Origin of the sequence: Gilliamella apicola, assembly GCF_000599985.1 — a bacterium.
GTDB classification, from domain to species: domain Bacteria; phylum Pseudomonadota; class Gammaproteobacteria; order Enterobacterales; family Orbaceae; genus Gilliamella; species Gilliamella apicola.
This window is the reverse complement of sequence record NZ_CP007445.1, coordinates 1953142-1967622: the sequence shown is the minus strand read 5'-3', so window position 1 is coordinate 1967622 and position 14481 is coordinate 1953142. Positions and strand designations below refer to the sequence as shown.

The 14481-nt window shown below is 30.4% G+C and carries 15 protein-coding genes and 2 CRISPR repeat arrays; of the genes, 11 read left to right on the top strand and 4 right to left on the bottom strand.

Annotated elements, in window-relative coordinates; translation table 11 throughout:
* The first annotated feature begins 127 nt into the window (after window positions 1-127).
* On the top strand, window positions 128-511 hold the full coding sequence (locus GAPWK_RS14620; protein WP_025315877.1) for a DUF1161 domain-containing protein: 384 nt from the start codon (window positions 128-130) through the stop codon (window positions 509-511).
* A gap of 324 nt (window positions 512-835) precedes the next feature.
* On the top strand, window positions 836-1498 hold the full coding sequence (gene tenA, locus GAPWK_RS08865; protein ID WP_025315876.1) for a thiaminase II: 663 nt from the start codon (window positions 836-838) through the stop codon (window positions 1496-1498).
* 45 nt (window positions 1499-1543) lie between these two features.
* Here the strand turns inward: tenA and asnA are convergent, their stop codons facing one another.
* A complete protein-coding gene (asnA, locus tag GAPWK_RS08860; protein ID WP_025315875.1) occupies window positions 1544-2536 on the bottom strand; it encodes an aspartate--ammonia ligase in 993 nt (330 codons plus the stop codon).
* A gap of 676 nt (window positions 2537-3212) precedes the next feature.
* A CRISPR array of direct repeats spans window positions 3213-3790; the repeat unit is 29 nt; unit sequence ATGTTCCCTGTATGCACAGGGATAAACCG.
* Window positions 3791-3917: 127 nt separating this feature from the next.
* Between asnA and GAPWK_RS08855 the strand changes: the two genes are divergently transcribed.
* From GAPWK_RS08855 to GAPWK_RS08840, 4 genes are all read left to right on the top strand, one after another.
* Entirely contained in the window at window positions 3918-4262 is a 345-nt protein-coding gene (locus GAPWK_RS08855) for a DUF7079 family protein (RefSeq protein WP_025315874.1), read from the top strand.
* A 784-nt stretch (window positions 4263-5046) separates the two neighbouring features.
* Window positions 5047-5367, top strand: a complete 321-nt coding sequence (locus GAPWK_RS08850; protein WP_025315873.1) for a hypothetical protein — start codon at window positions 5047-5049, stop codon at window positions 5365-5367.
* Between the two features lie 230 nt (window positions 5368-5597).
* A complete protein-coding gene (locus GAPWK_RS08845; RefSeq protein ID WP_025315872.1) occupies window positions 5598-5942 on the top strand; it encodes a DUF7079 family protein in 345 nt (114 codons plus the stop codon).
* Window positions 5943-6545: 603 nt separating this feature from the next.
* A CRISPR array of direct repeats spans window positions 6546-6942; the repeat unit is 29 nt; unit sequence ATGTTCCCTGTATACACAGGGATAAACCG.
* 15 nt (window positions 6943-6957) lie between these two features.
* Window positions 6958-7416, top strand: a complete 459-nt coding sequence (locus GAPWK_RS08840; RefSeq protein ID WP_025315871.1) for a hypothetical protein — start codon at window positions 6958-6960, stop codon at window positions 7414-7416.
* A gap of 611 nt (window positions 7417-8027) precedes the next feature.
* Here GAPWK_RS08840 and GAPWK_RS08835 read toward each other — a convergent pair.
* Window positions 8028-8216, bottom strand: coding sequence for a hypothetical protein (locus GAPWK_RS08835; protein WP_025315870.1), 189 nt, complete (start codon window positions 8214-8216; stop codon window positions 8028-8030).
* A 1043-nt stretch (window positions 8217-9259) separates the two neighbouring features.
* On the opposite strand from GAPWK_RS08835, the gene GAPWK_RS14280 reads away from it, so the two are divergent.
* The 3 genes from GAPWK_RS14280 to GAPWK_RS08820 all read left to right on the top strand — a co-directional run bounded on the left by GAPWK_RS14280 (window position 9260) and on the right by GAPWK_RS08820 (window position 10999).
* Window positions 9260-9667, top strand: coding sequence for a hypothetical protein (locus tag GAPWK_RS14280; RefSeq protein WP_025315869.1), 408 nt, complete (start codon window positions 9260-9262; stop codon window positions 9665-9667).
* A 148-nt stretch (window positions 9668-9815) separates the two neighbouring features.
* Window positions 9816-10418: a hypothetical protein gene (locus tag GAPWK_RS08825; protein ID WP_025315868.1), complete on the top strand. Its 603-nt coding sequence runs from the start codon at window positions 9816-9818 to the stop codon at window positions 10416-10418.
* A gap of 11 nt (window positions 10419-10429) precedes the next feature.
* Window positions 10430-10999, top strand: coding sequence for a hypothetical protein (locus tag GAPWK_RS08820; protein WP_025315867.1), 570 nt, complete (start codon window positions 10430-10432; stop codon window positions 10997-10999).
* A gap of 114 nt (window positions 11000-11113) precedes the next feature.
* On the opposite strand, the gene GAPWK_RS08815 is transcribed toward GAPWK_RS08820, so the two are convergent.
* Window positions 11114-12058, bottom strand: a complete 945-nt coding sequence (locus tag GAPWK_RS08815) for an IS3 family transposase (RefSeq protein WP_148296404.1) — start codon at window positions 12056-12058, stop codon at window positions 11114-11116.
* Window positions 11956-12462 carry a helix-turn-helix domain-containing protein gene (locus GAPWK_RS08810; RefSeq protein ID WP_025315865.1) on the bottom strand — a complete coding sequence of 169 codons (507 nt, stop codon included), beginning with the start codon at window positions 12460-12462 and terminating at the stop codon, window positions 11956-11958. The genes GAPWK_RS08815 and GAPWK_RS08810 overlap by 103 nt, the downstream gene beginning before the upstream one ends.
* Before the next feature lie 349 nt (window positions 12463-12811).
* Here GAPWK_RS08810 and GAPWK_RS08805 point away from each other — a divergent pair, with 349 nt between their 5' ends.
* Complete coding sequence (locus GAPWK_RS08805) at window positions 12812-13063, top strand: hypothetical protein (protein ID WP_146206961.1); 252 nt, start codon at window positions 12812-12814, stop codon at window positions 13061-13063.
* 653 nt (window positions 13064-13716) lie between these two features.
* Entirely contained in the window at window positions 13717-14409 is a 693-nt protein-coding gene (locus GAPWK_RS08800) for an OB-fold protein (protein WP_025315863.1), read from the top strand.
* Window positions 14410-14481: the final 72 nt, after the last annotated feature.

Sequence of the window (14481 nt, the reverse complement as noted above, 5' to 3'; positions counted from 1 at the left end):
TATTTCATTTTTTTTCTAAGTTTGGTTTATCTTTATACACTTTTACTAAGTAATTATGCTCAGCACATATAGACAGATTCATTAATAGTTTTATAATGTTATAAGTTTTATATCAAAAGGAAAGGAAATGAAAAAAATAATCTTGGTTCTTTTACTAGGTTTACCAATGATGGCTGTTGCGTCTAATTGTGAGGATATTAGTGCCAATATAGCTGAAAAAATAAAAAATAATGGTGTTGATGCTTCTCAATTTCAATTGAAACTCATTCCAGTAGATCAAGCCGATCAACAAACAGAAGGTAAAATTGTCGGATCTTGTGATCGTGGTCAACAAAAGATCGTCTATGTGCGTTCTAATGGTATATCTGCAGAGACTGAATCAAACGAACAAGCACCAACTATCCAAGAGCAAAACCAGAAAACTCAATCTGATATTTCTCTTCAACAAGAAGAAGCTACTCCACCCGCTACAGAAAATCAGGAATCCACCCCGATCGAGCCTGAGAATTAATAATAGCATTTAATAAATAGAGTAGGCTAATAAGCTATATCTACAAAGCAACCAGATAAGCCTACTCAACTGCAATACTGAAAATAAAAATTAATGTTTTAGTTAATAATAGATGAATAAATAGAGAGTAAAACTTAATGATAAATTATTACTCATGTAGAATTTTTGTTCATTATTCTAGATATTTTATATAACTATGGTGCTATAGGCTGAGATTAAACCCAGAGAACTTGATTCGGTTAATACCGACGAAGGGGTTTAAAATACGCTTTTTCTGCAAGTCTGTTTTTCGTTAGTAACTGAGTTGTTAAAAAAGGAGCTGTTATGACATCGTTTTACTCACTTATTCGATCATGTCAAACTGATTGGGATCACTATATTCAACATGAATTTATTCAACAGTTAGGTAAAGGTATATTAGATATAGCCTGTTTTCAGCACTATTTAAAACAAGATTATCTTTTTTTAATCAACTTTTCACGAGTTTGGGGACTTGCTGTTTATAAAAGTCATGATATTACAGAAATTAGGCAATCTTTAAATAGCTTAAAAACGATTGCTGAAGTTGAACTCGATTTACATGTTGAATATTGCAAAAAATGGCGAATAACTGAGAATGAACTCAAGACGCTAACGGAAGCCAAAGCAAATACAGACTACACCCAGTTTGTGCTTGATGTTGGATTAAATGGTGATATTTTAGACTTACATATTGTATTGGCTCCCTGTTTAATCGGTTACGGTATGATTGCCAACTGGTTAAGAAAACAACACTGGTACGATGCTAAAAATAACCCATATACCAGTTGGATTAAGATGTATATTAGTAAGGCGTTTCAACAAACAATGCAAAATGAAATTGCTTGGATTGATCAGCGTTTATTAAATATCGATACAAGTCGATTTGAACAATTAACGACAATATTTAAGCAAGCTACTCAACTGGAAGCTAATTTTTGGCAAATGGGATTGGATAGGAGTTTTTAGCAAAAATCATACTTTACCATTTAAGGTAAAGTATGTTTACTGAAACTAAAGTAATTGTGAATAATTTTGTTTGGTTGAATCATCCCAAACGCTAGCTTGGACTTGACCAATATGTTTTTGTTGTAAAAGCAACATAACTAAACGAGATTGACCAATTCCACCGCCAATGGTTTGTAAAAGTTCTCCATTGACTAAAGCTTGGTGCCAAGAAAATTGCAAACGATCCTCATCACCTGTTATTTTCAATTGACGTTTTAATGTTTCAGAGTCTACACGAATACCCATAGATGAAATTTCAAACGCGCTATTTAAAACTGGATTCCAAACAAGAATATCACCATTTAAGCCTTTAGAACCCATTTCATTATCACTGCTCCAATCATCATAATCTGGGGCACGTACGTCATGTTTTTCGTTATTTGCCAACTTACCGCCGATACCAATTAAAAATACTGCGCCAAGCTCTTTAGTTATCGCATTTTCACGCTCTTTAGGGGATAAGTTAGGATAGCGTTTTAAAAGTTGCTCACTGTCCATAAAAGTAATTGATTCAGGTAAAAAACGGGAAAGATGATATTTTTCGGATACTGCTTTTTCGGTCGCTTTAATAGCAGAGTAAATTTTTTCAACTGTTTGTTTTAAATAAGTTAGATTACGATCTTCTGGTCGAATTACTTTTTCCCAATCCCATTGATCTACATAAACAGAATGAATAGGTGATAGACGATCTTCATCAGGACGCAGTGCTTTCATGTTAGCAAATAAGCCTTCACCAACAGCAAAGTGGTGCTCACTTAAAATTTTACGTTTCCATTTAGCAAGTGAATGTACCACCTCAAATTGAGCATTATTAATCGTTTTAACTTTAACCTGCACTGCGTTTTCAGTGCCAGATAGATTATCTTGAACACCATCACCAACTTTACTAAGTAATGGCGCCTGTACTTCGATTAATGATAAGTTTTCCGCTAGCTTATCGGCAAAAAATTGTTTTACAAAGCTAATTCTCTGCTGTTGTTCTTTAAATGATATCTGCATGTTTAGTCTCTAATTATTTATAATTTGTATTGGTAAATTAAACTAGAAAATAAAAATTTGCAAGACACAATAAACCAAATGCAAATAACCAAAATACTGCTCAACAATTTATAGCCTTTTACTAATAAAATGATAGTAATTCAATCTTGTCAAAAAGTTTCAGATTAACTATACGTTTCAGTATAAAAATCAATAAATAATTCAAATTAACTTTATGGTTATAAAGAAAACATAATATTTGGTCAATATAAGCATTTACTTTTAAAATTTAGTAATAGATTTGCAATAACAGCCTTACATAATGGTTTTTACAAAAAAATATAGTTGATTACTTTAAGATTGCTGAAATGATATTAACTAAAAACGAGTATATGAATCATAGATTATGAAAATTTGGTAACTAAGATATACAAACAAACCACTTTAAAAATAGAGTAATTTTGATAACAACAAAACAGTAATAATATCTCAATAAAATCTACTATTTTTTAACTAAATTAAAAATATAAACTTATCGGTAGAATTTCGTAGAATCTAATTTTAATTTCCATCAATTTTAATTAATTAAATAAAAACATAAGGTTATAAATACTGGTTTTGATGAAAAATAGCCTAAAAAATCCGTAGAAATTAAGCAGTCAATATTTTAATTATAAAACAGTATGTTATAATTAGTATGTTCCCTGTATGCACAGGGATAAACCGGGCGTTGCATATAAAACTCCTATTTATTAAAAATGTTCCCTGTATGCACAGGGATAAACCGGTAAATAACATGCGACAAAAACTATTTAATTCATGTTCCCTGTATGCACAGGGATAAACCGCCACCTCGTTTTACGTCAATAAAGTTTTGCATATGTTCCCTGTATGCACAGGGATAAACCGGGAATAATGAAAATGACAAATATTATCGAAATATGTTCCCTGTATGCACAGGGATAAACCGTCTCAGATAAATGTTCTATTGGAGAAGAAAAGATGTTCCCTGTATGCACAGGGATAAACCGTTATCGCACAGCGCTACCGCTAGCACTTTCACATGTTCCCTGTATGCACAGGGATAAACCGATTTGGAATAAAAGGATGAAAAAATGGATACCATGTTCCCTGTATGCACAGGGATAAACCGTCCTGATACCTATATCCGTCAGGATTGGTTGAATGTTCCCTGTATGCACAGGGATAAACCGCGGATTCTCATATTGGTGAAATGTATTTAGATATGTTCCCTGTATGCACAGGGATAAACCGGGGTCGTTTTGCTGTATCTATTATATTATGCTATGTTCCCTGTATACACCTGGTTAAATCTTGGAGGAGCAATGATTGATTCAGCAGTTGCAGATAGCCTTGATGATTAAATAGAGGAGTTTACAAAGTGGAACATACGTTAAATGAAAAAGATCTTTATATTGCTCTTTCAGATCTATTTGTAGATAATGAAGTTGATTACAACCATATAGCCTCTGTAGTAAAATTATTTCCAACATCCTATGTCGAACATGCTTTATTTAATTATGTCGCACCTTATTGTTACCACAATATGCTTACGCCAGTCCCATCTGTATGCTACTTTTTTGATGAAGATGAATTATTAAGTGCAATTGATAATATCAAAAGAAAAGAAAACCGTCCCATTAGTAAAATCAAAATGCGTATTTTAGCTTTCTATCTCAAGTTTAGATTTAAAGATGAATGGCAGAAAATAAAAAGCCTATTATGATTATTTATGTTTAAAATATTATTTAAATTCAATTAATTATATTAATTTGTTATAAACATAGATATGAAATTTTGTCAAAAAGTTTCAGATTAACTATACGTTTTAGTATAAAAATTAATTAATAATTCAAATTAACTTTATGTTTATAAATAAAACATAATATTTGGTCACTATAAGCATTTACTTTTAAAATTGAGTAATAGATTTGAAATAACATCCTTACATAATGGTTTTTACTAAAAAAATATAGTTGATTACTTTAAGATTGCTGAAATGATATTAACTAAAAACGAGTATATGAATCATAGCTTATGAAAATATTGAAATTAAGTTACACAAACAAATCATTCTAAAAATAGAGTAATTTTGATAACAACAAAGCACTAATAATATCTCAATAAAATCATATAAAATAGCAAAAAGTTGGTAGAAATTTTCAAAAAGTATTTTAATTAATAAACAATAATTTATAATAAGTGTTCCCTGTATGTATAGGGACAAGCCGATTAGCGGTACAACATATAATATATACGCTATCGTGTTCCCTGTATACACAGGAATAAATCGCCCTTTTAAAGCCTTTTAAGAGTAAGGAGGAAGTGTTCCCTTTATACACAGAGATAAACCAAAATAGCAACAACAATAGCTTTAAATATAAGTAATAAGTGCGAAAGAATTATAAAAGTTAGTGAAATTATCAATTTTATTCTTGATAGGCATTTAAATAACGAGACGTTAGAACAGATAATACAAGAGTTTATAAAAAATAAGAGGTAAAGTAACGATGAAAAAGATAATGTTTTGTTTTGTTTTATTTTTTATATTAGCCGCATGCGGTGAAAAAACTAATTTTCAAGGAAAATATGAACCACAAGAAACTGACCTAAGAGTTATAACAATAGAAAAAATAAATGATGTTGAGTATACATTTACTAAAGAACCTGATCATCTTGATAAAGTCCTTAAAATGGGGAGAGAAAAACATATCGTAAACATAAAAAATAGTAATCAAATTTATGATTTACGCGGAAATTATATAGGTGAATTTAATGAAAACAAAGACTTTGTAGACAACAAAGGAAGAGTTTATAAAAAAGTTGAATAATTTTATAACGTCAAAAAATTAAATTGTTTATTTAAAGTTCAAATTAATAGGATTTAGTATATATGTCAGCTTTGTGTTTTCCCTGTATATACAGGGATAAACCGAAGCTTTTTACGGGTTGGATGAACGATAGCGGATGTCCCTGTATACACCAGGTTAAATCTTGGAGGATCGATGATTGGTTCAGCAGTTGCATATAGCCTTGATGATGAAATAGAGGAGTTTACAAAATGGAGCATACGTTAAATGAAAAAGATCTTTATATTGCTCTTTCAGATCTATTTGTAGATAATGAAGTCGATTACAACCATATAGCCTCTGTAGCAAAATTATTTCCAACAACCTGTGTTGAACATGCTTTATTTAATTATGTCGCACCTTATTGTTACCACAATGTGCTTACGCCTGCCCCATCTGTATGCTACTTTTTTGATGAAGATGAATTATTAAGTACAATTAATAAAATCAAAAAAAAAGAAAATCGTCCTATAAGTAAAATCAAAATGCGCCTTTTAGCTTTCTATCTCAAGTTTAGATTTAAAGATGAATGGCAAAAAATAAAAAGCTTATTATGATTATTAACGTTTAAGATCTTATTTAAATTCAATTGCTAATATGAATTCCTTAAAAATATCGATATGAAATTTTGTCAAAAAGTTTCAGATTAACTATACGTTTCAGTATAAATATCAATAAATAATTTATTTATCTTAAATCTATTGTTATAAACAAAATACCATGTTGAGCTAACATAAACATTTACTTTTAAAATTGAGTAATAGATTACAAATAACAGCGCTTATAAAATTATTTTCATTCAAAAAATATATTGGATTACTCAAAATTACAGAAATGCACTTACAAAAAACGAGTACTTGAGATTAATTTGTGAAAATTTTATAACCAAGCTACATAAACAAGCAACTTAAAAAGTAGAGTCATTTTGATAACAACAAAGCACTAATAACATCTCAATAAAACTTACCATTTTTTAACTAAATGAGAAATCAGAACTTATCGGTAGAATTCCGTAGAATCTAATTTTAATTTCCATCAATTTTAATTAATTTAATAAAAACATAACGTTATAAATACTGGTTTTAATAAAAAATAGCCTAAAAAATCGGTAGAAATTTAGCAGTCAATATTTTAATTATAAAACAGTATGTTATAATAGGATATTCCCTGTATGCACAGGGATAAACCGATGTCGCGTTACCTAAAACCCAAATCATCACTAATGTTCCCTGTATACACAGGGATAAACCGTTCAAAATTGATCAGTGCATTTATGTTATCTACATGTTCCCTGTATACACAGGGATAAACCGGTTATTTGGGCATCTTAGCAGAATTCGTATTAATGTTCCCTGTATACACAGGGATAAACCGCTCGAACAACTCGAAAAACAGCATCAAATTAAATGTTCCCTGTATACACAGGGATAAACCGGGCGTACGCCTTGTCGCCCTTAGTCAATTTCTATGTTCCCTGTATACACAGGGATAAACCGGCTGTTCGAGCTGGTGCGGTAGTTTTTCGTGAATGTTCCCTGTATACACAGGGATAAACCGAGATAGGAGTTTTTTATGCTGTATTTTGTTAGATTTTTTACGTTAGTATTTATTTATTCTTCTTGTTTTGTAATTCCAGCTCAAAATATTGTAAATGCTGGATTAATCATAATTTTTGATGTGACCATTTATTATCTTGTTTTTTTTAAATATACAAAAGCAGTTGTTAAAAGTTTTAATAAAATAGGGGTAGAAACTTTTAAAAGTAACTATAAAAAAAGCAATTTATATATATCAAGAAATTATGCTAGTGCAATATATTTTGATGACGTTGAAAGAAAAATCCACTTTTTAAATCCAAGAAGATGTGTTTCTAAATTTTGTTATTCAGATTTAGTAGAGGCTGAATTTGAAAAAAATACATTAATTCTATATTTTACTGGAGAAAAAAGGCTGAGTGCACCATTCTATTATAAAAAAGAGGATTTTGGTCATTTACATTCAATGATAGGGGTTATATTTGATAGAGGCTGAATTTAATAAAAATACATTATTTCTATATTTTACGTTACTGAGTGCCATATTATTGGCTACTGTTTTCATTACTTTTTTAAGTAAAAAACAAATTTTATAGTACATAAAATTATATGCAGTCAAGTGAATGCAGCTTTAGATTCTTGAGCAAAAAAATAAACGAAGCGAATAATAAAAAAATCAATAGCAAAGCTAGACTTTGATTAAATGAACTATTTATTTTTTATAAGCGAGTTAAAATTACATCTGCGAAAAGCTAAAGTAGCATTTTAGAAAATTGTTAATAGTAATAAAAACGGACAAAGTCCGTTCTTATTTGTTTCTTAAAGTTTTATAATATTTTAAATCGACTCGATCTGTTATGTTCCCTGTACACACAGGGATAAACCGCCACCAGTCGTCCTCACGCTCATAGTCTGGTAATGTTCCCTGTATGCACAGGAATAAACCAAACGGTCAACATATTCAGACGTTTTAATCATATGCACAGGGATAAAATACAAATCCACTACCGCCTTTGTGGCGGTTTTTAATTGACCTAATGGTTAAATAACACACCATTACCGAAATTTAATTATTAAGGGAATGGTATGAAAAAGATTAAAAAACTTTTATGAAGCTTTTTTGTTTTCAAGATAAAATTTAATTGCATCAATAATCAGTTGCGCTTGAGGTACCTTTAATTGATTGCTTGCTTCCTCAATTAATGCAATATCATCTACATGGAGCTTAAAACCTTTTGTTTTCACACCTCGTTTTTCGTCACTTTTTTTTTGAATTACAGCCCTTGTTAATGCCATATAATCACCATGATTTTTAAATAAAAATTGTTATATTTAAGGCCGCAGGTGAGGACTGCAACCTTCAACCTTTGAAGCAGTTTTAGTAAACTGTACAACTTCAGATTATTAAAACTACGAGAATTAAGATTCTGTTCTTCTTGTTTCTCCCTTAAGCCCTCATCGGAAGCAGAGGGTTCGCTTTATCAACATCCTTTTGATGTTTATAATTATAGGTTAACCTACTGTAAATATCAACGTTTTTTAAAAAATCTTTAAATTTTTTATATTATTTATTTGATTATTTTAAATATATCCTATTAAAAGTCGCTTTGATGGCGGTTTTTTTATGTCTGAGGGAAATATGAAAGCATTTTATTGAATACCTTAAAACAGTTCTACTGCATCAATATTACCAAAAGTTCGCGTTATTAAATTGGTGAAGGCTATAAGCAACGAGTACAGGACGGTGTATTTATATGTTCCCTGTATGCACAGGGATAAACCAGAAATAGGCATGATGATCAAACAATCAGTGCTATCAATACTAAATTGATCAAATACGACTAGGTGGTAAATTAAATCATCGTTGATTTTATTATCGAAATTTCATACCATTACCTAATAATAATTTAGTATATTAGGATAAATTTTATAAAACGGATTTTTTTAGTTGGTTCGATTGGGTTATTTTTGACGGGTTGTAATGATAAATGCGATTCGATGTCTGAGCCTTTTTTATGTCTCAAAATTTTGCCAAGAAAAAACTAAAATTCCCATCTAATACTGAGTTCCGATATATTACTGATGATGGGGTTTATATATTTGGAGATGTAAATAAAAAGGATTAGATGTCTGTAAAAATAGCGTTTATGATTATGTGAAAGCCAAGAATAATTTTGGAATGATAATTAAAAATAATTATACAGTTGATCTGAATTATAAAGTCAAAGATAAAACATGGTTCGCAACTAAATAGTTATTGAATAAAACATAAATAATCAAGCAATAACTATCCTATTGCAATTTTATTACTCACTAGATCGGTATAAGGAGATAAAGACATGGCTAGTTTGAATGTTAAATCTGCAAACTTTACATATAAAAAAATAAGTATTTTGTTTGATAAGATTTTTATTGACAATAAAATCGTACATTTTGACGATATTGAATTATTTGATTTTGCCAGCGAAGATAACATCAAAGAAATTAAAAGTAGTATTAGCTGGGGCGTGGCAGGAGCTCTTACTTTTGGAGTATTTGGTGCAGCAGCAGGGCTCTTATTAGGAGGAAATAAAAAAGAAACAACATTTGTTTTATCTATGAAGAGTGGTAAAGCATTTATCGCATCAACTAAACCTGAAACATTTCTCAAAATACAAAAAAAAATTAATAAACATCGTGATTGTGTTAAAACTATGGGGGATATGTATATTAGCTCCGAATCGTCCCATGACAATTATTATAAGTAGTAGAATTAAAGATGAATTTACTTGTGAGCGTGCCGAAGAATAAAATAATTGTCTATAGATTGTAATAATTCAACCCTCTAATGAGTTTTTTTATTGTCAAAACTTTTGAAATAACATACCATTAACCTTAAAAATTAAGGAGAATGGAATGAAGAAATTAATTTTTATTGTAGCATCGTTTTTTATAACCCCATATGTTTTAGCTGAAACACAATATCCAGATGCGCCACTTGGGTTAAAATGGGGTATGACAGTAACAGAATTGGAGTCTAAAGCTGGCGCTGTATTGTACCCACTACCAATGGATGAACATTTAACACTTTACTCTTTAAAATCCCCACCAATTACATTACCTGGATTTACTGAATATGTTGTGGTAGTTCATAAAGATTTAGGCGCGATAAAAATTATTATGGATAAAGAAATAAAATCAGATGTATATGGTACTGAAGGTAAAAAAGAATATTTTAAATATAAAGAAGCATTAACAAATAAATATGGCAAACCTAAAGATTCTTTTGAATTTGTTGGAAAGAAGCTTTACGAAGAGAGAGATGAATTTTATCAGTGCTTAAAGTATGACGGATGTGGTTATTATCTCTCATATTTTGGAGATCATTTATCTTTACAACTAAATGGGATAGAGAGAGGTAAAGGTAATTTAAGCATTACGTATGAATCTGAGCTATTTGCAAAATATAAAGCAGATGAAGAAAATGAGAATAAAAATAAAATTAAAAACGGATTATAGTTGGTGGTGAAATGTTAAAACATACAATTTATATTTTTTTGTTGCTTTTATTTGTAAGCGGGTGCAATAAACAATTATCAGAAGAAGATAAAGCTAAAGTGGCAGCATTGAATATTGAGTTAACACAGACAAACGATGATATAAAAGTAACCACAGAAAATTATGAACAATATAGTAGCGGATTAATAAAATCGTTAATTGCTGCGAGACTTGAAGTTCTAAAAACAAACAAAAATTTAGTTGAGCAACGGATAAATTCCATTGAATCTGGAGCAGCGGTTAAAGTCGAAACGTTGGTTATAAATCCTAACCCTGAACTTGCTGAGCATTTACAAAGCGAAATACAATCAATGAAACAAGAAATTGAGATTGATAAAAATGAAGCTTCAAAATATAGCGGTGGACTGATTCTATCTATGAAGTTAATGACCATAGCCACTAAAGAACAATCATTAGCTGCGTTGCAACAAAAATATCTTACTGTTAAATATGGTTTAAGCTCTTTACCTAAAATAGATATGGAAATACCGAAACCAATAAAAGAAAGTGATCCAAACGTACCTTTAGAAAGTCGTTTGTAAAATCAAGACTCATTTGTAAAATAAGGTTTAATGAAAGTTTACAGTCGGATAAATAGCTAAAAATTCACTCAAACCGCTCTAGTTGAAGTGACCCCATAAAGTTGGACACTTTTATTAAGCGGCTTGTAAGGCCTGATTTCGATATTCAACCGGAGTCAGGCCTTTTAATTTGGCTTTAATCCGTTTGGTGTTGTAGTATTCTATATATTCTTCTATTTTTTCAATCAATTCATCTGCATCTTGAAAGCATTGTCCATGATACATTTCTGATTTTAATAGACCAAAAAAGTTTTCAGCTACCGCATTATCTAAACAATTTCCTTTTCTGGACATACTTTGTTTGATGCCATTATTAGCTAGTAGCTTCTGATAATGGCAATTTCTATATTGCCAGCCTTGGTCACTATGTAGTAACGGTTTTTCACACTGTTTTAATCGTGATATCCCTTTTTGAAGCATATCTGTCACCAAGGTCAAACGTGCATTTTTAGCCACCTTATAAGCTATTACTTCTTGATTATATAAATCGATAATAGGGGATAGGTAAATTTTCTGTTCATTTACCTTAAATTCTGTGACATCCGTTACCCATTTTTCATTCGGTCTCGATGATTTAAAATCTCTTTTAAGATAATTAGCTGCTGTTTTACCGGTCTCTCCACGATAAGAACGATATTTTTTAGGTCTTACTGTCAATTTAAGATTAAGCTGACCCATTAATCGTTGTACCGTTTTATGATTGAGCTTAATTCCTTCATTTATCAACGCTAAATGAATTCGCCGATAACCATAGCGCCCTTTATGTTCATGGTAAATCGATTCTATACGTTTTAACTCATTTTCATAAGCAGACGGGGTTTTCAACCTATTAACATGATAATAAAAAACACTTTTTGCCAGTTTTGTTGCTGATAGCAAATGTTTTAAGGAATACTGATATTTAAGAGCTAAAACAACTAACGTTTTTTCTTTGTTTGTTGACGTTTTGCTTGCTTCAGCTCTTCCAACTTTTTTAGAACAGCATTTTCTGCTCGTAAATAAGCGATTTCCTCTTTTAATGCTTCAATTGTTTTTTTATCATCACTGTGAGTTGGTTCAATACGGGGTTTCTTCATACATGGTCTTCCTCTGGAATGATATTCAAGCCCTCGGAAACCTTTTTTATGATATCTATCAAGCCAAACAAATAGTAGCCCGGGGGAACTTAAATTAAGCATAGCACTAGTGTGCCCGAGAGACCAATTATTTGTCCACATTAATTTTAGTGCTTGTAATCTTGCTTCGGCATGACGTAAATGAGGTATTGGTTGAAAGGAGTTACCACCATGAATCGCAACCACTTGGGACCAATATCGAATCTGACTAGAAGATATCGCATATTTTTTTGAAAGAATTTCCGATGATTCTCCTGATAAGAATTCATTAGCTATGATAATTTTTAAATCTCGACTATATTTTGACATAAAAAGACCCCCTGTAATTGGTTGTCCAACTATTGGGGGTCACTTCAATTTAAATTGGACACATAGTTAGGTTGAATTGATATGGCAGATCAGAATTCACGCAAAATAAATCGATTTTATTGAAAAAAACTATTAAATAACATAATATTAAAAAAAATAAAGATTAAGGAAATGATATGAAGAAGATTATTTGTTGCTTATTGTTACTCCCATTTTTTGTATTTGCTAAAGAAATTAAGTATAAGGATTGGCACGTTAACATTGATATTGATCCAATAACAGATAAAAAAATGTTTCTATATTTGCTGGTGATGTGACGAAAGCTCAAGCCTGTGAAAGCGCTGCTCTTATGTTTAATTGTGAGTTCGTTGCTCTTGTACCTTTATCAAAAAACTGGGAATACAATCAAGGTAATGCAATTAAAGTCATTTTTAGAGTAGATAAAGAAAAGCCAATTGAAATGGAATGGGTAATGCCTGTTGGCAACCCAATCGCCAAAAAAGAAGACTTTATGAATAAACCAATTCAAAATGGTAAAAAGATCGTCGTAAGGGCTGGAACTGAATCTCCAAGAGATTTTACTTTTTCTTTATCAGGCTAGACAAAAGCTTATAAACGTCTCGAAAAAGAATGTGCAAATTGAAGTGACAATAAACTTTGAGTTCATCACAAAAAACCTCTTACAGGGTTTTTAAAATGATATTTGAGTTACTTCTTTCTATCATTACTAGTTGAATCATATATTCCCTGTGTGTAAAGGGATAAACCGGGATACCGTGCGGTAATTCATGTATTTCAGCAGTGTTCCCTGTATAGACAGGGATCAATCATGTTTTAGATTAAAAGTTGTTAACTTTATAGGGATGGATTCTAAATATTACTTGTACAACGCAGATTTGACTGATTAATGAGTTGTTTAAGCATTATATGGTAAAGTGCAAAATAAATGAGTTTTCAATTATCAGTAGTAGAAAATCGACTAAGCTTATTAATACATAGTTAGATTACTGGTAATGTTCAATAACGCTTATAGAAATTATTTGGTCAATGAACATCATTCTATCTTTCAATAAATTAATTTAGAAAAATTTTTTTTAAAAAGTAGATAATAATTAATTCACCTAACTGCTTCAGCGGTTTTTTGTTGCTCAACTCATATAAATAAAATACTATTATCAAAAATAAGTGTTAGGCTATGAAAAAATTTAGTTATTTTATCATCTGTTTTTATTTAATAATAAATGGAAGTAAGGAATGAAAAATTTAATTGCTGTTTCGATATTAACTTTGATTGGTTTTAGTGCATTTGCTAATGATAATGCAAAAAGATTGACTGAGATGCTTATAAATGAAGATATTAATATTTTTAAAACAGCCGGCGACTCAATTATTGGTGAAAAAATATTAATCGTTTCTGCATCAGATCTTAATAAAGAATTCAGTAACGATCAGACTAAATACGAAAAAAAATACGATAACCAACTGATTAATATTATAACCCAAGCACCTGAAGTAAAAACGGATTTAAATGGTAATCCGTCAATTATTATAAATGGTGATCATCAATCTGAATTGGTTTCTATCGAATTAAAAAATAGAGATGAAGCATTGAATATCAAAAAGGGAAGTGAACTAGACCTGATTTGTTTAGGTACAAAAGATAATGTTAAACTTCCTGTGTTAAAAGATTGTGTAACTGCTGACAGTTATTTTCAAAAGTTTCTTGAAATGAAAATGAATAATATAAGTCAACTAAAAGAAGGAGACACCCCAAAAGATTTTTTTGAAGCGATTTACTTGAGTTTTAAAGAATTTGATATTAAAAATCCTAATAAGTTAGATGGAAAAAAATTAGATGATAATGAAACTGATATGGATGAGATTCTCGAAACTGTAACGGATAGCATTAAAGAAGAATCCAAAGAATTTACAATGCCGAATCCATAAAAAAGCCCGAAAGGGCTCAATTACAAACAGATTAATTTCTACGTAAGATTATTCTAAAAAAGTGTTCCTTGT